17 protein-coding genes are annotated in these 19,937 nt (G+C 35.4%); 13 read left to right on the top strand and 4 right to left on the bottom strand.

Going from position 1 to position 19,937, the window contains the following annotated elements; genetic code table 11:
- Positions 1-370 precede the first annotated feature (370 nt).
- The 4 genes from ACNQF6_RS03620 to hemL all read left to right on the top strand — a co-directional run bounded on the left by ACNQF6_RS03620 (position 371) and on the right by hemL (position 5,410).
- On the top strand, positions 371-2,206 hold the full coding sequence (locus ACNQF6_RS03620; RefSeq protein ID WP_417963324.1) for a T9SS type A sorting domain-containing protein: 1,836 nt from the start codon (positions 371-373) through the stop codon (positions 2,204-2,206).
- A gap of 87 nt (positions 2,207-2,293) precedes the next feature.
- A complete protein-coding gene (locus ACNQF6_RS03615; protein WP_417963322.1) occupies positions 2,294-3,190 on the top strand; it encodes a 1-aminocyclopropane-1-carboxylate deaminase/D-cysteine desulfhydrase in 897 nt (298 codons plus the stop codon).
- Positions 3,183-4,091 (top strand): glucosaminidase domain-containing protein, encoded by a 909-nt coding sequence (locus tag ACNQF6_RS03610; RefSeq protein ID WP_417963320.1) that lies wholly within the window; start codon positions 3,183-3,185, stop codon positions 4,089-4,091. Before ACNQF6_RS03615 ends, ACNQF6_RS03610 begins: the two co-directional genes overlap by 8 nt.
- A 32-nt stretch (positions 4,092-4,123) precedes the next feature.
- Positions 4,124-5,410, top strand: coding sequence for a glutamate-1-semialdehyde 2,1-aminomutase (hemL, locus tag ACNQF6_RS03605; protein WP_417963318.1), 1,287 nt, complete (start codon positions 4,124-4,126; stop codon positions 5,408-5,410).
- Between the two features lie 64 nt (positions 5,411-5,474).
- Here the strand turns inward: hemL and ACNQF6_RS03600 are convergent, their stop codons facing one another.
- Positions 5,475-5,939 carry a hypothetical protein gene (locus ACNQF6_RS03600; protein ID WP_417963316.1) on the bottom strand — a complete coding sequence of 155 codons (465 nt, stop codon included), beginning with the start codon at positions 5,937-5,939 and terminating at the stop codon, positions 5,475-5,477.
- Between the two features lie 233 nt (positions 5,940-6,172).
- Between ACNQF6_RS03600 and ACNQF6_RS03595 the strand changes: the two genes are divergently transcribed.
- The 6 genes from ACNQF6_RS03595 to ACNQF6_RS03570 all read left to right on the top strand — a co-directional run bounded on the left by ACNQF6_RS03595 (position 6,173) and on the right by ACNQF6_RS03570 (position 13,323).
- On the top strand, positions 6,173-7,987 hold the full coding sequence (locus ACNQF6_RS03595; protein WP_417963314.1) for a hypothetical protein: 1,815 nt from the start codon (positions 6,173-6,175) through the stop codon (positions 7,985-7,987).
- A 97-nt stretch (positions 7,988-8,084) separates the two neighbouring features.
- Positions 8,085-8,459: a hypothetical protein gene (locus tag ACNQF6_RS03590; RefSeq protein WP_417963312.1), complete on the top strand. Its 375-nt coding sequence runs from the start codon at positions 8,085-8,087 to the stop codon at positions 8,457-8,459.
- 134 nt (positions 8,460-8,593) lie between these two features.
- Positions 8,594-9,376: an MbnP family protein gene (locus tag ACNQF6_RS03585; RefSeq protein WP_417963310.1), complete on the top strand. Its 783-nt coding sequence runs from the start codon at positions 8,594-8,596 to the stop codon at positions 9,374-9,376.
- A 61-nt stretch (positions 9,377-9,437) separates the two neighbouring features.
- Positions 9,438-10,478 (top strand): cytochrome-c peroxidase, encoded by a 1,041-nt coding sequence (locus tag ACNQF6_RS03580; RefSeq protein WP_417963308.1) that lies wholly within the window; start codon positions 9,438-9,440, stop codon positions 10,476-10,478.
- Between the two features lie 160 nt (positions 10,479-10,638).
- Positions 10,639-11,598 carry a transporter family protein gene (locus tag ACNQF6_RS03575; protein ID WP_417963306.1) on the top strand — a complete coding sequence of 320 codons (960 nt, stop codon included), beginning with the start codon at positions 10,639-10,641 and terminating at the stop codon, positions 11,596-11,598.
- Between the two features lie 201 nt (positions 11,599-11,799).
- A complete protein-coding gene (locus ACNQF6_RS03570; RefSeq protein WP_417963304.1) occupies positions 11,800-13,323 on the top strand; it encodes a DUF4394 domain-containing protein in 1,524 nt (507 codons plus the stop codon).
- A 113-nt stretch (positions 13,324-13,436) separates the two neighbouring features.
- Here the strand turns inward: ACNQF6_RS03570 and ACNQF6_RS03565 are convergent, their stop codons facing one another.
- Complete coding sequence (locus tag ACNQF6_RS03565) at positions 13,437-13,952, bottom strand: hypothetical protein (protein WP_417963302.1); 516 nt, start codon at positions 13,950-13,952, stop codon at positions 13,437-13,439.
- Positions 13,953-14,140: 188 nt separating this feature from the next.
- On the bottom strand, positions 14,141-15,850 hold the full coding sequence (gene lysS, locus ACNQF6_RS03560) for a lysine--tRNA ligase (RefSeq protein WP_417963300.1): 1,710 nt from the start codon (positions 15,848-15,850) through the stop codon (positions 14,141-14,143).
- A 289-nt stretch (positions 15,851-16,139) separates the two neighbouring features.
- Between lysS and ACNQF6_RS03555 the strand changes: the two genes are divergently transcribed.
- The 3 genes from ACNQF6_RS03555 (at position 16,140) to lipB (ending at position 19,218) form a co-directional block, all read left to right on the top strand.
- Positions 16,140-16,880, top strand: coding sequence for a hypothetical protein (locus ACNQF6_RS03555; RefSeq protein ID WP_417963298.1), 741 nt, complete (start codon positions 16,140-16,142; stop codon positions 16,878-16,880).
- A 266-nt stretch (positions 16,881-17,146) separates the two neighbouring features.
- Positions 17,147-18,253 (top strand): glutathione-independent formaldehyde dehydrogenase, encoded by a 1,107-nt coding sequence (locus ACNQF6_RS03550; RefSeq protein WP_417963296.1) that lies wholly within the window; start codon positions 17,147-17,149, stop codon positions 18,251-18,253.
- Positions 18,254-18,498: 245 nt separating this feature from the next.
- Positions 18,499-19,218: a lipoyl(octanoyl) transferase LipB gene (gene lipB, locus ACNQF6_RS03545; RefSeq protein WP_417963294.1), complete on the top strand. Its 720-nt coding sequence runs from the start codon at positions 18,499-18,501 to the stop codon at positions 19,216-19,218.
- Between the two features lie 7 nt (positions 19,219-19,225).
- Here the strand turns inward: lipB and ACNQF6_RS03540 are convergent, their stop codons facing one another.
- Positions 19,226-19,885: a ribonuclease HII gene (locus tag ACNQF6_RS03540; protein WP_417963292.1), complete on the bottom strand. Its 660-nt coding sequence runs from the start codon at positions 19,883-19,885 to the stop codon at positions 19,226-19,228.
- Between the last annotated feature and the right edge of the window lie 52 nt (positions 19,886-19,937).

The following is a 19,937-nucleotide window of genomic DNA, read 5'->3' as shown; positions in this document are numbered from 1 at the left end:
ATTCTACAGTATTAACTTATAGCACTTTGAATATTTTTCAATTTGAAATTATTAAATGGTTAATTACTATTGTTTTATTTTTTAATTGTAAGAAATAATTTATTTAAAATTAAAAAATATGTATTTAGTCGATTATTTATACTTTTTATCGGTATTTATATTGATTCCTATTCTGTTTTTTTTGTAACTTTATATAAAAATAAACTAAAACAGTTTTTATTAGCTGAAATTCTTGATTTAGAATTTTTTTTAAACTTTTAAGGCTAACGAGAATCTCATTTTTTAAAATTTAATGGTATTATTTCAGGCATAATGTATTTATAAAAAAAATATAATTTATTTCATACAAATTAATTTAAAATGCTAGCTTATGGACTCAAAATTACTTAAACGAACACTATTGATTGTTGCAGGATTATTTTTGCAGAACAGTGTAAATGCTCAGATGTATGTAAGTCCTAACAGTTATGTTTTTGCTAATGACCAAGTAGTTTTTGTGAAACAGCAACTGGAATTAAATGCTGCCAGCAGTAATTTCTATTTAAGGACAGATGCTCAATTGGTTCAAGGTTCTACGTCAGGGAGTGCTAATGTAGGACTTGGAAGCTTGTCTGTTTTTCAAGAAGGAACAACAAACAATTATCAATTTGATTATTGGTGTTCTCCTGTCGGGGGCAGTAATGCAATTGCAGGAAATTCTGCTTTTGGAATCACGCAGCTTAAAGATGTAGTAGATGTAACTAATAGTGTTAATTCAACACCTTTGGCAATGAATAATTATGATGGTACTGCCAGCCCATTTGCAATTGCACCTTACTGGATTTTTAAGTTAAGTGCTTCATCTAATTATTCAGATTGGATTCAGGTGGGAACGACTTCGAATATTAATGCAGGAGAAGGATTTACGATGAAAGGGAGTTCAGGCACTAATTTAACAACAGTAAATGGAGTTCAGAACAATCCTGGAGGTGTACAGCGCTATGATTTTAGAGGCAAACCTAATGATGGTACTATTTCTATTCCAGTTGCATTTGAACAATTTACACTTACAGGAAATCCATATCCATCGGCAATAGATTTGTCTGCTTTTTTATTTGAAGAAAAAAATTGTACCGGAGTTGCTTATTTCTGGGAACAGGACAAAACCGTCAATTCTCATTATATAGCTGAATATAAGGGCGGATATGGAGTTTTTTCTCCTATCTCTAGAGGAGGATTAGGTATATATGTACCAGCTACTTTTTATTCCTATGATGGCGCTGGAAATGAAGGATCGGCTTCTGGTACAGGAGGGAATTATGAAAGACGATTCTCTCCTATTGGGCAAGGTTTTATGATTGATGGATTAGTTAACGGAACTGTGGAGATGAAAAATAGCTATAGGGTTTTTGTTAAAGAAGGCGCATTAAATTATTCTCAATTTGGGAAAATGGCTGTTGCAACTAAACCAAAAACTACAACTGAGTATTTGTCGAGAATTCCATCTGTTTCAGGTTACGATTATGCAAAAGTTAGCCTCGCGCCAACATCTCAAATTCAATTTAATACTTTGTTGAATAATCAAGGAATTCGTCAAATAGTTCTGGCATTTGTTCCTGAAGCGACTGATGGGGTTGATCGTGCGATGGATGCAATATCTTCCAGTGATGATAGTCCAGCAGATGTTTACTTTGTTATAGATGACGAAGAATATCTTATTAACGCAGTGAGTTTTGATATGGACAAAAAAATTCCAATTGGCTTTAAAAATAGAAATCAAGCTAATTTTAAGATTACAGTGAAAGGGATGCTGAATTTTACAAGTGCAAACGCGGTTTATTTACACGATAAAACAACTGATTTGTACCATGATATTAAAAATGATTTCTATGATTTAACATTACCAGCAGGTGTTAACAACACACAGTTTGAAATTACTTTTAAAAGCAATGCTACTTTAGGCATTGATGAAACAGCGCGTCAAAGTTTTGTGGTTTATCAAAATAATTCTACTAAAAACTTAACCATTAGTAATCCATTATTACTAGATCTTGCAACTTGCAATTTGTATGATGTAGCCGGAAAATTAATTTTTAACAAAAAAGATTTGGGTGCGAATTCGTCTTATACCTTTTCTACCTCGGGACTTAGTGATGGAATTTATATAGTTAAAATAGCAACTAAAGATAAAATAGAAGTTGGTCAGAAAATAATAATCAGAAGATAAGAGTCAATATTATTCAAACAAAATGCAATCTCTAGAGGTTGCATTTTTGTTATATATAATTTTACCTTTGTGCCAAAATCACTTCCCTTGAATCAACAGGTAACATCTCCGTTTCTAAACTCAATTTCAGTAGCCATCAAACGGGAAGATTTGATTCATCCTTTTGTTTCCGGAAATAAATTCAGAAAGTTGAAATACAATTTGCTGCAAGCTAAAGCGGAGCATTATGAAACGCTGCTTACTTTTGGAGGCGCTTTTTCAAATCATATCGCAGCAGTGGCTTTTGCAGGAAAAGACAAAGGATTTAAAACCATAGGAATTATTCGTGGAGATGAGTTAGGGAGTAAAATCGCTGAGAATCCCACATTGGCATTCGCTCAAAATTGCGGAATGCAATTGGAATTTATATCAAGGGAGGAATATAGGTTAAAAAGTGAGGCTTCTTTTTTAGAAAATTTAAAACAACAATTTGGGGATTTTTATTTAATACCAGAAGGTGGGACAAATACGTTAGCAATCAAAGGTTGTCAGGAAATTCTAACTCCAGAAGATGCTGAATTTGATTATATTTGTTGTTCAATAGGAACAGGTGGTACCATTTCTGGAATTATTAACAGTGCTTTGCCGCACCAAAAAGTTTTAGGATTTCCTGCTTTAAAAGGTGATTTTTTGAAAGAGGAAATTTGTAATTTTGTCCAAAATGAAAATTGGGACTTAATCACGGAGTATCATTTTGGGGGTTACGGGAAAGTTAATGAAGCCTTAATTGGATTCATTAATCAGTTTTACACGGAAAATAAGATTCCCTTGGATCCCATTTATACGGGAAAGATGGTTTTTGGCGTTGTAGATTTAATTCAAAAAAACTATTTTCCTTCGGAATCAAAAATTTTATTAATTCATACAGGAGGAATTCAAGGAATTCAGGGAATGAATATGAAATTAAGAAACAAACAATTACCAACAATAGATATCAATGCTTAAAAAAATACTGCTGCTTTTTACCATAATAACTTTGATAGGTTGTAATGCCGCAAAACCTGTTATTTTAACAAAGAAAGCTCCTTTGAAACCAAAATCAGAGGTAGTACGCACGATTAAAAAACCAGCTGCATCAAACACTAATACTCCAAGACCAACAGTTGCAAAACCGGTAAAAAAAGAACAAGGTAATCGAGAAACAGAAGTAATTGTTTCAACTTCAAAAACTGTGGTTACTAATGATGTTATCGTATCTTACATTTCTAAATTTAAAGAAATTGCGATGGGAAACATGAAGAATTATGGGATTCCCGCAAGTATTATTTTAGCTCAGGGGATTCTAGAATCGGGTGCAGGAAGAGGTGATTTAGCGATAAGTGCCAATAATCATTTTGGAATAAAATGTCACGTAGGATGGACAGGAGAAAGCGTTAAGCATGACGATGATTCTGATCAGGAATGCTTTAGAAAATATGATAACCCTTCAGAATCATTCAAAGATCACGCGTTATTTTTGACAGGAAGAAGCAGGTATTCCAAGCTGTTTGAATTTTCAAAAGGCGATTATAAAGCTTGGGCAAAAGGACTAAGAGCTGCGGGTTATGCCACAGATCCTAAATATCCAGATAAGTTGATTTCTTATATTGAGCGCTACAATTTGCATCAATATGACAATCAGGTTTTAGATGTAAATTATGTGTCTAATGAAAAACAAATGGTTGAAGAATTAACAATTGAATCAAGAAATACAATCAATCAAGACTTATTTTCATACGTTGTTCAAAAAGGGGATACGCTGTATTCCATTTCAAAAAAATTCGATTTAAAGGTTGATGATTTAAAACAAAAAAATAATCTTTCTGACAATACGCTTTCTATTGGACAGAGGTTAATGGTAAAATAATTGAAAAAATAACTATAATTCATAATTCATAAATGTTGTATAAAAGAAGCAGTCAGCTTTTTGCTGAAGCAGAAAAAGTAATTCCAGGAGGTGTAAACTCACCAGTAAGAGCTTTTAAAGCAGTGGGTGGAACTCCAATTTTTGTCAAAAGTGCCAAAGGTGCATATTTGTACGACGAAGATGGAAACCGTTTGATTGACTATATCAATTCTTGGGGACCAATGATTTTAGGACACGCTTACGAACCGGTCGTACACGCCGTGATTGAAAAAGCGAAGTTAGGAACGTCGTTTGGAATGCCAACGGAATTGGAAACACAAATTGCAGCTTTAGCCGTTGCGATGGTTCCAAATATCGATAAAATTAGATTTGTAAACTCAGGTACCGAAGCGTGTATGAGCGCCGTAAGACTGGCTCGTGGATTTACCAAAAGAGATAAAATAATAAAATTTGCAGGTTGTTATCACGGTCATTCGGATTCGTTTTTGATTCAAGCGGGAAGTGGAGCCATTACTTTTGGTTCACCAAACAGCCCAGGAGTTACGGCAGGAACAGCCAAAGATACTTTGTTGGCAAAATATAATGACTTAGAAAATGTAGCTACTTTAATAGAAGCTAATAAAAATGAAATTGCTGCCATAATTGTGGAGCCTGTTGCGGGGAATATGGGTTGTATTCCGCCCAATAAAGGCTTTCTAGAAGGCTTACGCCAATTGTGTACCGATAATGGAATTCTATTGATTTTTGATGAGGTAATGACAGGATTCAGGCTCGCTGCAGGCGGTGTTCAGGAATTGCTTAACATAACGGCTGATATAGTTTGCTTCGGTAAAGTAATCGGTGGAGGATTGCCTGTTGGTGCTTTTGCCGCTCGCGAAGAAATCATGAATTATCTAGCTCCGTTAGGTCCAGTTTATCAGGCAGGAACATTGTCTGGAAATCCATTGGCAATGGCCGCAGGATTAGCGATGTTGCAAGCTTTAGATAGTGATCGTGCTATTTTTCAAAGATTAGCAGAGAAAACAGCATATTTGGCAGCAGGAATTGATAAAGTATTGAAAGCAAATAATGTTACATTTACAATAAACACTATTGGCTCGATGATTTCGGTTCATTTTGATGCAACTCCGGTTGTTGATTTTAAAACAGCTGCAAATGGCGATAACGAGACTTTCAAAAAATTCTTCCACGGATTATTGCAGGAAGGAATATATATTGCGCCTTCCGCTTATGAAACGTGGTTTATTACCGATGCGTTAACGTATGAGGATTTGGATTTTACCATCCGAGCGATAGACAAAGTATCGAAAACATTTTAAATAAAAAAAGCCCCAAATTTGGGGCTTTTTTATGAACTAAGATGAAATAGTTTAAGTAAATGGATTATTTTTTATCACCCATTTGTGCTGCTTTTCTATTCTGATGGTATGCCATTCTTTTTTTCATTCCGTTGTGCCTTTTCCCTTTTATGTCATCCCATTTTTTATATTGGTCTGCTGAAAGAATTTTTTTCATTTTCTCTTTCATCACAATTTGCTCGTCTAACATTTGGCTTTTTTTAGCAAAAAGTTCGTCAGTGGTAAGTTGTTTTTTAGCCGAATCTTTGTTTGCTTTTCTCTCTGCCATTCTAGCTTCTCTTTTGGCACTTTGTTCCGTAATGACTTTACTCATCTCTTTTTGTTGTGAAGCGTTTAGATCTAATTCTAGAGTCATCTTTTTCAAGTGCAATTGGTTTCTTTGCTCAGGAGTCATTTGCTCCATTTGAGCTCTCTCTGGTCTTGCTTTTCTTTCTTGTGCAAAGCTTGTCATTCCGACAACTAATAATGCAGCGATAAATAGTTTTTTCATTTGTATTGTTTTAAGTTTTATAGCTATAAGATAGGAATAGGTCTAAAAAGTTTAATCGTTAACAAAAGTTTATCGTTTTGGTTTTAGGATTAAATGTAAAGTTGAAGTTGTTTTTTGTCTATGAAAAGGCACAAAATAAATACTGTTTATAGCTTTGAAAGCATGATATTTATCAGTTTTTATACGGTTTTGTTTCTCGATTTTTGTGGTTTATTTATTTAAATCATTTTAACATGACAACACGTAAACCACTTCATACTTTTCATATCCCGGTTATGGGACTTGCTTATACGATTGATAGTCCGATACGAGTAGCGAAGTATGGAATTTCGTCTGTGATTTCAATTATGGATGATGAACTTATCGAAAAAATGAATGCTTTTTACAGCAAGAAATTCGATTTTCCGTATCAGGAAATTACCCAAAAAATACATGATTACCGCGCAGAACGCATTACTTCTTATCTGAATTTGGTAGACAAAATCGTGAAGGAAAAATTCGAAAATTTCAAAACGGAATTATCCGAAAGCAAATCAGCTTTGGAAAATTACATCGCAATGTTGCCCAACAAATCAGGCATTAAAGCAGGCCTGCAAAACTTGATGGAAGACGGTTTCGCTTTCAAAGAAAACATCAAAAATTATCTGGAGAAAAATCTTTATCCGGGCGATATTGATGTTAATATTATGACCAAATTGGATAAGGATAATTTCATCAAAGAGGAACAATTACCTATCATTTTTAATGATGCACATGCGGCCCTGCGAGGGTTTGTGAACAGTACATTAGAATCTTCGGTAGTTTTATCGGCAGGGATGAATCCAAGGTTATACAGCTATTTAGAAAGTTTTTCGGCTTTCTTTCCAGATGCGAATAATGCACTGAAAAAGAAAATTACGCTGAAAGTAAGCGACTTTCGTTCGGCGATGATTCAAGGGAATTTTTTAGCTAAAAAAGGACTTTGGGTTTCTGAATATCGAATCGAATCCGGACTGAATTGTGGCGGACATGCTTTTGCAACCGAAGGCTATCTGTTGGGGCCGATTTTAGAAGAATTCAAACAGAAAAAAGAGCAATTAATTCAATCCGCACATGGGTTGATGGTGAAAGCATTGGGACAAAAAGAAATGCATGTTCCTGAACAACCTTTGGATTTAAAAATCACGGTTCAAGGCGGTGTAGGAACTGCTGAAGAACACGATTTTCTGTTGGACCATTATGAGGTAGATTCTGTAGGTTGGGGTTCACCATTTTTATTGGTTCCTGAAGCCACATCGGTTGATAAGCACACCAGAGATTTATTGGCTGGAGCCAAAGAAGATGATTTATATTTAAGTCATATTTCGCCGTTGGGAATTCCTTTCAATACGTTGCGAGGAACGACGAATGAAAAGTTGAAATTGAAACGAATTGAGGAAAGCAAAGCGGGAAGTTCATGTCCCAAACGATTTTTGGCGCTAAGCAAAGAATACGATGCCAAAGGAATTTGTACGTCTTCCAAGAAATACCAAGACTTAAAACTGGCAGAATTGCTTCTCGAAAAAGATATTTTAACTGCGGAAGTTTTCGAAAAAAAGAAAAACAGTATTACGGAGAAAGCCTGTCTTTGTGTGGGTTTAGCCAATGCTTCGTATCTTGAAAATGACATTAAAATTAAAGGTCAAGCTCAGGGTGTAATTATTTGTCCAGGACCTAATATGGCTTATTTTGATAAAGAAGTTTCGCTGTCTAAAATGGTACAGCATATTTACGGAAACGCTTCTGTGTTGACGGTTACTGATCGACCAAATCTATTTGTGAAAGAGTTAAAAATGTATTTAGACTATCTGAAAAATGAAATTTCAGCGGTTACTGAAGAAATAGCTTTGGGACAAATTAAAAAATGGAATTCATTTAAAAATAATTTATTAGTAGGGATTGGATATTATGAAGATTTATTTTCAAAAAATCCATTTTTCGAAAACACTAAAAATGAGATTCTGAGTCAGTTTGATTGCTATAAAACGGAACTAAAAGAGATTGAAATTCCCGAATTAAAATTGGCGTAAAGCATTCAAGTATTTGGTTTTGAATAGAGTGATTTTATTTATGATTATTCTATTCAAAACTATTTTTTATCAAACAATCATTTAGTAAATTTGCACCGTGAAAAAAATCATATTTATAATTGTATTGATTATGCTTATAAAGCCCGTTCTTCCGGTTTTAGAGTATGTCGTGAATTATGAATACATTTCAAAAGTGCTTTGTATAAATAAGGATAAACCTAAAATGCAATGTAACGGAAAATGTCATTTGATGAAAGAATTAGCCAAAGCTTCTGAGGCTGAAAAGCCACTTTCATCCGATAAAAAAGGAAATGCTCCTATACTGGATGTGATCATTTTTGAGGAAATCAAATCTTTCGAAATGGCAACAGTTTTTTTTAGCACCAAAGAAAAAATAAACGCATACTATTCTAATTTATATACTCACTTGAATAGTGTTTCTGTTTTTCACCCACCCACTTTCATTTCTTAAATTTTTAGGCACGTAGTGTGCTTTTTTTCTTCCGTTTGATACAACGGATGGCATTCTGTTTGCTTTTTTTGGAAATAATACTCCAAAAATGGCATGCGAAACAGTACTTATATTCAAAATAAAAATCTTAAGAAATGAAATTTCAATTAAAAAATATACTAGCTGTAATGGCTATCTCAGTTACCTTGTTTTCTTGTTCTAATGTCGATGATAATGAAGTGATTACCGGAAACGGAAACCTTAAATTAGAATTTGATAACGTTTACAAATCGGCTAATTTTGCTTTCAATACGAACTACACTAATTCGAATGCTGAGGTTGTAGCGGTTTCAAAAGTGAAGTACATTGTGAGTAATATTGTCTTGACAAAAGAAGATGGAACTACCTTTACTTACCCAAAAAGTCAAAGCTATTTTATTGTAGATGAAGCTACGCCTGCAACATTAGTATTGAATCTTTCAAATATTCCTGCCGGAAATTACACTAAAATAAAATACGGAATTGGAGTTGATAAAACCCAGTGGGAAGCAGGAGCAACGGGTCAAGGAGATTTCTTGGCAACTGCCCAAACCGCAGGAATGATGTGGTCATGGAGTGCAGGTTATAAATTTGTGGCTTTCGAAGGTACTTTTACAGCTCCTACGGTGACAACGGCAAAAGAATTTAAAGTGCATACCGGTCAAACCGGAACCGATTATAATTATGCTGAAGTTACTTTGAGTTTCCCTGAAAATGCTTTGGTACGAACTACAATTACACCTCAAGTACACATCATTACTGACTTGTCTCAAGTTATAGATGGAGCTAATAAAATTAATCTTACGGAAGCGGCTACCGTTATGGGAGGCGCTAAACTGGCTTTGGTTACTACTAATGTTTCTTCAATGTTCAAAATAGATCACGTTCACAACGATTAATTTTTTAATTCAAAAGCGGTTAGAAATTAAATCTCCGGCCGCTTTTTAAAAAAAATATAAAATGAAAGCAAAATATATCATATTGCTCATTTTTCCGTTGCTGTGGTCTTGCTCTGCTGATGAAAGCGAAGACTATCAGGACGTTCCCCTGAACTTTCAGGTTCCAGCAAATTTCCCGCCTTTGGCATACAATCTGGCGAATAATCCACCCACCGAAAAGGGTTTTGAACTTGGAAAAAAACTTTTTTACGACGGCCGATTGGCTTCAGATGGGATTGTTTCCTGCGGATTTTGTCACATTCAGGAAGATGCATTTACGCATCACGGACATACCTTGAGTCACGGAGTAGATGACGCCATTGGAACCCGAAACACGCCGCCAATTCAGAATTTGGCATATCAAACCACTTTTATGTATGATGGAGCAACATCACATTTGGATTTACAGCCTATAATTCCGTTCACAAGTCCTATAGAAATGAATGGCGATTTTGCGAAAGCGATTACTATGATGAAAGTTGATTCCGAGTACCAAAAGCTATTCAAAGTTGCTTTTACTGATGGACAAATCAATTCCGAAAATATGCTCAAAGCCTTGGGCCAATTCATGGTTATGGTTACGTCCTCGAATTCCCGTTTTGACAAGTACCGCCGCAATGAATCTGGCGGAACGCTCACGCAAGATGAGAAGGACGGTTATACCATTTTCAACCAAAAATGTTCCAGTTGTCACGCAACTGATTTGTTTACGGACAATTCCTTTAGAAACAATGGCTTGCCAATTGATCCCGCGTACAATGATATCGGTCGTTTTCGCGTGACGGAGTTGCCTCAGGATAAGTACAAATTTAAAGTGCCAAGTCTGAGGAACATAGAAAAAACAGCGCCTTACATGCATGATGGACGGTTATTTACATTAGAAGCCGTCATGGATCATTACAATTCCGGTGTATTCAATTCAGCTACTTTAGACCCAATTTTGAATAAAAACGGGTCACTCGGAATCCCTTTGACAGCGACAGAAAAATCAAAAATTATTGCTTTTCTAAAAACATTGACAGACACACAATACCTAACGGACAAACGCTTTTCTGAATATTAATTTTAGAAGCTATTTCCTGCTGTACACTGCAAGTCCTCGCTACAAAAGCCGTTTTTCTATGTCCTGAAAAGAGCTTCCTCCGGTCGCTTTTTCAGGACAAGAAAAACAAGCTTTTTCCGCTCCGGGCTTTCCGTTTCCATCAGGGCTAAAAACAACAAACATGAAAAAATACACACTACTATTACTACTTCTTTTTCAATTGGCAAACGCCACCGAGAAAGACAGTTTAAACACCATAAACCCATTTACAAAATACCATTCTTTGCTTGAAGAAGAGGATTTTTGCGATGCCTGTGGTTGCTCCGCCAGTGGCGGAAGCATGGGATTCGCCTCGATGTTGAACTCTAATTTCGTTGGGATTCGGTATTTCAAGCAACAGTACAAATCCATGGATGGCTTGTACAGCAATTCGCCTTGGTACAAAGAAAACTTCAACACTGTTCAGGTTTGGGGCCGAATTCCGGTAAGCCAAAAAGTTCAGATTTCGGCATTATTACCGTATCATTTTCATGAAAGAGAAACGGCATCAGGCGATAAAAGCATCAAGGGAATTGGCGACATTACCGTTTTGGCAATGTATCGCTTGTATCAAACACATAAAGATAGCACTTTTTTGGTACATACGTTACAGTTGGGAGGAGGAATAAAAGCGCCAACCGGAAAATTTAATGAAGCAAATTCCGGGAGTATAAACCCAAGTTTTCAGGTAGGAACAGGAAGTTGGGATTATCTTTTGGCTACCGAATATGTCCTAAAAAGAAAACAATTTGGTTTAAACTCCATGCTGAATTATGTGATTAAAACAGAAAATCAAAAGAGTTATCGTTTTGGAAATCAGTTTAATTATGCTGGAACTTTTTTCTATTTATACGACAAAAACAATTTTTCTATTGTTCCGCAACTTGGGTTTGCTGGGGAAGTTTATGAAAGCAATTACCAGTACAATCAAAAATTAAGAAATACAAACGGTGATATTTTTTTTGGTAAAGTTGGTTTTGAGGTTGGGAAGGAAAGACTTTCTTTTGGAGCTAATGCCATGTTACCAATCAATCAAAACCTTAGTGGCGGCAATGTTGAAGCAAATTATCGATGGAGTGTCAACTTTAACTATAGTTTGTAAAGTAAAAAAGAATTTAAAGAATTTTTTATTATCACTATTATGTTTTAAAAATGATCGTAATCTTTTTATAACGTGTGAGTTGAAGAGTTTTGTATTCTTGTATTCCGTTTCGATTAAGTTAGTTATTGTTGTTTTTTTTTAAATTTTAAAACCATAACAAGCTACTCTACGTAAATGAGTACATAACTAAATAAACAAACGATGAAAAACAAACAACAAAAATTAAGTTTTGCTTCCATTATTGGACTAGCACTGTTATCTTTTACCGCAATTTCATGTAATGATGATGATAGTAATGAAATGATGATGCCTGTATTGGCACCAGATGTAAATTTTACTGCATTAGCAAGTAATAATACCATTCTTACATTCAATGCACGAAATTTAGTAACTCCAACTTCAACCACTCCAATTGTTGGTTTGGCTGCATCAGAGACTATAGTCAGTATTGATTATAGACCAGCAACTGGGCAATTGTATGCATTAGGCTCCTCTAGCCGTCTTTACTTTATCAATGAAAAAAGCGGAGTGGCAACGGCACTAGGTGCAGGATCTTTTTCGCCTGTACTTGCGGGAGGAAATGCTTCATTAGATTTTAATCCTACAGTAGATAGAATTCGTTTGGTAACAGATTCAGGTCAAAATTTAAGATTACATCCAGAATTAGGAACCGTTGTAATAACTGATGGTCTTATTAATGGTGGTGCAAATGCTAAAATTGGTGCTGTAGCATATACCAATAGTATGGCAGGAGCTACGGCAACTATGTTGTATGACATTGATTTTGAACAAGATAAATTATATTTGCAAACTCCGCCTAACGACGGAACACTTCAACTTGTTGGTGACTTAGGAGTTAACTTTCAAGGTGTAGGAGATATGGATATTTTAGCGGATAATTCTACTGCTCTTGCTGTAACAAACAATGCTAATGTATCCACATTATATACAATTGATTTAACTACAGGAAAAGCCGTTGATGTTGGTAAATTCACTGCTCCAGTAATAAGTTTAGCATTTAAGACTAATCCAATCGCTTATGCAACAACTACTGGAAATATGTTAGTTCGATTTAATCCTACAAGTGGTAATAATAGTTCTGTAGCATTAACGGGTTTAGCTGCTGGCGAAAATATTGTAGGTTTAGATTTTAGACCTGCAAACGGAGGTTTATATGCTGTTTCAAATCAAAGTAGGTTGTTCTCTGTGAATACTGCAAGCGGAGCATTAACAGCAATTGGGTCTCCCTTTTTAACGGCATTGTCAGGTACTTCTTTTGGTTTTGATTTTAATCCTACAGTGGATAGAATAAGATTAGTAAGTAATACAGGTCAAAACCTACGTTTACACCCAGATTTGGGAACAGTAGTCGCAGTTGACGGTAATCTAAATCCTGGAACACCATTCATAACGGGTGCTGCTTATACAAATAATATTGCTGGAGCAACTACAACAGCTTTATTTGTAATTGACTCACAAACGGATATGTTATTCCGTCAAGACCCACCTAATAATGGTACATTAGTAGCTATTGGAAATTTAGGGGTAAATGTTGATGCTGATAGCGGATTTGATATTGGTGCAAATAGTACTACTGCTTTTGCTTTATTGAAAGTAAACAATGTTACTTCTGTATACAGTATTAATATGACAACTGGTGCTGCAACTAAAGTTTCCGATGTAAATATTCAAGCTACAGCAATGGCTGTTGGTTTAGGGTTTTAAAATAGAATATAATTAAAATAAAAAGTCGGCTCTTTGATTAGAGCCGACTTTTTTGTTCAGGATAAAAAATAATCATTGAGGATTATTTTTGTTTTTATTTTAAACTAACTGTTTTAAAAATGCAAAGCAAAACCAATATTTAACTGCAAGCTATTATCATAATACTGTTTATGAGTAGCTAGGTTATAACGAATTCCGGGTTCGATACTTACATTTTTTCCTAAAAATATCGCATAACCAATTTGCGCACCTAGGTAGGTTGGATTAGCATCTGCGTCACCAAAACCTACTCCGTTATAAGAAAGCTCGATAGGAATCATCGTTTTCAAATAATATTTTGCTCCTATTTTGTAAGCAATCGGCTCTCCTTGACCGTCAATTTCACCGTAGCCTAATCCTAATTTAAGCGCCAAATTATCTTTGATAAAATAACCTCCTTCAGCTCCAATGTTGTAGGAAGTGATCCCGTCCGAAGAACTAAAATACATTGCGGTAGTTCCTACATTTCTACCAAAGCCAGTATTGGCTTCAATAAGCCATTTTCCTTTTGTTACTTGACCTTCTTTGGCTTGACCATTAGCAAAGGCAAAAGCAAATAAGGCTAAGATCGATAGAGTAATTTTTTTCATATTGGTTTGTTTTTTGTTCTTCCAAAAATAGTTTTAAAATTGATTGGCGTATGAATTTTATGACTTATTTAACCTTGTGTGATTATCGGTATAATTTTTATCAAAATGAAAGTACTTGAAATGGAAAATAGACATAAAAAAAGGAACTCCTTTACGAAGTTCCTTTTAGTATTCTGATATAAAATAAATTATTCTTTCAATCGACACGCTTTACTATCACCATCAACTACTACTTCAGTCAATCCCAAAGAAGATAAGTTTTTCATGGCTTTGTCCCATTTTTTACCGCTCAATCCAGAATTAATTTTTAGTAGGCCAAATTCCATTTGGTTGTTATTAGTTTGCAATAACACAACAATCAATTTCTCATCTTCTTCCAATTCAACTTTAACCTGTTTTTTCTCAGGACGCATTTGAGGGAACAATAATACTTCTTGAATAGAAGCATTATTAGTCAAATACATAATCAATCGATCCATTCCAATTCCCATTCCAGATGTTGGAGGCATTCCGTATTCTAAAGCTCTCAAGAAATCTTCATCGATAATTCCAGTCGCTTCATCATCTCCTTTTTCAGATAACCTCATTTGGTCTTCAAAACGTTCTCTTTGGTCAATTGGGTCATTCAATTCAGAATAGGCATTCGCTACTTCTTTACCGCAAACCATTAGTTCAAAACGTTCTGTCAATTCTGGATTGTCGCGGTGTTGTTTACAAAGCGGAGACATTTCCTTTGGATAATCCGTGATGTAAGTAGGCTGAATGTAATTCCCTTCACATTTAGCGCCAAAGATTTCGTCAATCAGTTTTCCTTTACCCATGGTTTTATCCACATCAATCCCCATTCCTCTAGCGGCGTCAAAAAGCTCTGTTTCACTTTTTCCTGAAATATCAAATCCAGTAAAATGTTTGATAGAATCAGTCATCGTAACTCTAGCATAAGGCGCTTTGAAATTGATGGTGTGTTCTCCAAAAGTCACTTCTGAAGTTCCATTTACGGCAATTGCACAATGCTCCAAAAGGTCTTCGGCAAATTTCATCATCCAGTTGTAGTCTTTGTAGGCTACATATATTTCCATAGCAGTAAATTCTGGGTTGTGTGTACGGTCCATTCCTTCATTACGAAAGTTTTTCGAAAACTCATACACTCCTTCAAAACCACCAACTATTAATCTTTTTAAGTACAACTCATTTGCTATACGCATATACAATGGCATGTCAAGCGAGTTGTGGTGCGTGATAAAAGGACGCGCAGCAGCGCCACCAGGAATCGGTTGTAAAACTGGAGTTTCAACTTCAAGATATCCTTTGTCATTAAAGAATGAACGCATCGCATTGAACAATTTTGTTCTTTTGATAAACGTTTCTTTCACATGGTCGTTCACGGTCAAATCTACGTAACGACGACGGTATCTTTGTTCCGGATCAGCGAATGCATCGTGCATTTTCCCATCAGCATCCGTTTTTACTACAGGAAGTGGTTTTAAGGCTTTTGCCAAAACCGTCAATCCATAAACATGAACCGAGATTTCTCCCACTTGCGTTTTGAAAACCGTTCCACGAACCCCAATAAAATCACCAATGTCCAATAGTTTTTTGAAAACTACATTGTACATTGTTTTTTCTTCATCAGTCGAAATATCATCTCTCGAAACATACACTTGAATACGTCCTTCAGCATCTTTCAATTCTGCAAATGACGCCTTTCCCATGATACGCTTACCCATCAAACGACCTGCTAAAACAACCTCTTTTCCTTCGTACTTCTCGAAATCAGCTAGGATTTCGCTAGAATATGCGGTTGTGGTAAATTCGGCTGCAGGATAAGGTTCGATACCTAAATTGCGTAATTCTGTAAGTGCTTCTCTACGTAGAGTTTCTTGTTCGGATAATGCCATTATATTCTGATTTTAAGAGCGCAAAGATACTATATATGTTCTAAAGTTGCAAAGACAGTAATACATAAAGGAATTTAGTTTTTTGGAGCAGATAATTTTGTTTTCTCAAGACAATTTGTCCGGCTATTCGTTCTATCTTTTTTCTTGTTTAAGAAAAATAAGAAAAAAAGGATGTCTCCCGAAGCTTCGGGACTATCGGGGCTATTCAACTACTTTTTATTTTAAAATAGCGTGAAAAATAGTACAAATCATGTATATTTGAAAACCAATAAATACTCTAAATTACCAAATGAAAAAATGTGCCCTGCTATTTTTAGTACTATTTTTAACAAGTTGTCAAATTACTGAAACTATTTTTTTAAACCAAGACGGATCCGGAAGAATCGAAATAAATGAGTTGCGCGATGAACATAGTTATATGCAATTAGCTGGTGAAAATTACTCCAAAGAAGAAGTTTTCAGAGATACAACTTATGTTTTTCAGGATTTGATTACGAAATATTCCGAAACATTTTCCAGATTGCCAGCATCCGAAAAAGCAATTTTTCAAAAATTTGCTACGGTAAAAGTACATATCAAGAAAAGTTCATCCGAGAAAGAATTTCGCACAACAATCAATCAAAACTTTACAAAAATAACGGAAGTTGCGGATTTATACAAAACCGAGGAATATGCAGATGATATCGAAAATAATTATGCATTGGTTGCCGAAGAACATTATTACAGTGTGAACTATGCTTTTTACGAAAGTGTTTTCAAGAGAATTGTGAAAATTACAGATGCAATTGAGCTAAAAAAGCAGCAGGATAAGATTGAAGGATATAAAACGCAGGTTTCTAAATTCAAAATCACACAGTCTTATGTTCTAAAATATCATTTTCCAAGGAAAATAAAATCCGTTTCAAATCCGTATGCAAAAATTAGTGAAGACAAGAAATCACTGGAATTGCAATTTCTGATCAAGGATTGTTTGGTGAATCCTGAAAGTACCAATCTGGAAGTTATCTTGGAAACAGATGAAGTCAATTAAAACTACATTACACAGCTATGAGATATATCTTTCAATTAAATCTAATTATAGTGAGGTGCGAAGATGAGTAAAAATGTTGTAGTAATAATTATGTAAAGATCATTAATAATTCTATAAAAATGATGGCGAATATATAATCTACATTTGATAAAGAGTAAATTTTCAAACGTTAATATTTCAAAATCAGATTAATAGAAAATAATTTAAATAATGATCTTATGAAAGCACTTGTTTATTTCGGTCCTCGCGATGTGAGGGTCGTAGAAATGCCGGATGCCAAAATTGAGCAGCCGACGGATGTACTGGTAAAAATAACGACTACAAATATTTGCGGATCCGACCTTCACATGTATGAAGGACGAACCGATATGGAAGCCGGAAAGATTTTAGGACATGAAAATATGGGTAGGGTAGTCGAAGTAGGCAAAGCTGTAACGCAAATTAAAGTGGGGGACATGGTCTGTCTTCCATTCAATATTGGTTGCGGCCATTGTCAAAATTGCGAAAGCGGCTTAACGGGTTTTTGTCTTACAATGAATCCTGGAACTGCAGGTGCTGCCTATGGATTTGCTGGAATGGGTCCTTACAGTGGTGGCCAGGCTGAATACCTTCGGGTGCCTCATGGTGATTTTAACTGCCTAAAATTACCAGAGGATGCTATAGAGAAGGAAAATGATTATGTGATGTTATCGGATATTTTTCCAACGGGATATCATGCAACGGAATTGGCTGGTGTAAAACCTGGTGACTCCGTGGTGATTTATGGTGCAGGTCCAGTAGGACTCATGGCAGCACATTCAGCAAGTATTAAAGGTGCCAGTAATATTATGGTGGTAGACAATCATCCTGATCGGTTGAAGCTTGCAGAAGAATTGGGTGCTATTGCAATTGATTTTTCAAAAGGGTCAGCAGTGGAGCAAGTTTTGGAACTCACCAACGGTGTGGGTGCTGATAGAGGTTGCGAATGTGTAGGGTACCAGTGTTGTGATAAACATGGTAACGAGCATTCCAATGTAACCATGAACGAACTAGTACATGCCGTAAAAGCAACTGGTTCTATAGGTGTTGTAGGGGTTTTTGTTCCTAAAGATCCAAAATCAAATGAGGAGTTGCAAAAAATAGGGCACATGGCTTTTGATTTTGGTCAATTCTGGATGAAAGGACAGCGAATAGCAACAGGGCAGGCAAATGTCAAATCCTATAACCGTCAGCTTTCTACATTGATTTCGGCGGGAAAAGCAAGGCCATCATTAATTGTCTCGCATGAACTTTCATTAGACGAGGCTCCCAATGCATATAAACATTTTGATGCCCGAGATAAAGGATGGACTAAAGTGCTGCTGAAACCAGAGATGTTAAAAGTTAAAAAATAAATATAAAATGAGTTGAAGATTTTGTACATCACAACTACTAAAATTTATGTTTTTATTTTGTGCCTCGTTGGTCAGCAATTAAATGGGTAATAATAATTCAAAAGCATGAATTATTATTATCCATTTTTTCTTCTCGCTAAATATGATTTTGGGTATAATTTCAAAATTCCTAATTCATTATTCAACATTCGTATTTCAAACCTTTTTGTACATTTGTGCCTCATAACCTTCGCATCTTTCAAGAAATGAACAAAAGCATCCAACTTCAAGATTTAGGAACTAGAGATTACAAAGAAACTTGGGAATATCAAGAGGAATTGTTCAAAGGGATCGTCGACTTGAAAATTAGAAATCGCAGAGAAGAACTCGAACTCGAGACTCCTAATTATTTTCTTTTCGTAGAACATCCACATGTATATACATTAGGTAAAAGTGGGGATTTAAGTAATTTACTTTTATCTGAAAAACAATTGGAAGCTAAAGGAGCGACTTTTTATAAAATCAATCGTGGTGGAGATATTACGTATCATGGGCCAGGGCAAATTGTGGGTTATCCAATTATAGACTTAGAAAATTTCTTTACTGATATTCATAAATATTTACGTTTTCTGGAAGAAGCCATTATTCTAACCCTTCAAGAATATGGAATCGTTTGTGGCAGGAGCGAAGGTGAAACCGGAGTTTGGTTAAGTGCAGGAACACCCTTTGCCAGAAAAATTTGTGCTATGGGCGTTCGCGCTTCCCGTTGGGTCACTATGCATGGATTTGCATTAAACGTAAATGCTGATTTAGGTTACTTCGATAATATAATTCCTTGCGGTATTCGCGGGAAAGCGGTAACTTCATTAAATGTAGAACTTGGCTTAGAAAAAGTTAATGAAGAAGAAGTAAAAGAAAAAATCCTGAAACATTTCTCCATTCTTTTCGAAGCTAAGTTTGAGAAATCTACAATCAAAAATTATTAATCTACAATCAAAAATCAAAAGTATACTGTTCCGGCAATAACCTAAATGTCATTCGGTGGTATTTTGTAACTCCGTAAATTCGGATTGCTTCGCGATGTTCTTTGGTAGGATAACCTTTGTTTTGTTTCCAATTGTACATTGGGAATTCCTCATGAATCCTGTTCATATATTCATCTCGATATGTTTTTGCTAGTACGGAAGCGGCTGCAATACTCATATATTTTGTATCTCCCTTTATGATACTGGCATTCGGAATTGAATTTAGTATTTCAATTTCAGTATTGGTAAAAATCTTTCCTCCACGATTTTTAATTCCACCTTTCGGGATGAACGGACTATTTCCGTCTAAAATAATTGATTTAGGTCTTGGATTCAGTTTTAGAATACTTTCCTGCATTGCTTTTATAGAGGCATTCAGAATATTTATTTCGTCAATTATCAAAGGTTCGAGATGCGTTACTGCAAATGAAATAGATTGTTGTTCTATAATAGGTCTTAATTTTTCCCTAGCTTTCTCAGATAGTTGCTTACTATCATTCAGTAACTCATTTTGAAAATTTTCAGGTAATAACACAGCGGCGGCAGTTACAGGTCCCGCCAGGCAACCACGACCGGCTTCATCTGTTCCTGTTTCTAAAAATTGTGTTAAAAAGAATGGGCTTAACATTAAATTAATTTTGACAAAAATATAACTTTATGAAACATAATGTAGGAATTTA

The sequence above is a fragment of the Flavobacterium pasteuri genome (assembly GCF_048286615.1).
GTDB lineage: Bacteria > Bacteroidota > Bacteroidia > Flavobacteriales > Flavobacteriaceae > Flavobacterium.
The sequence above is the reverse complement of the archived record's forward strand: the minus strand, read 5'-3'. Positions and strand labels throughout refer to the sequence as shown.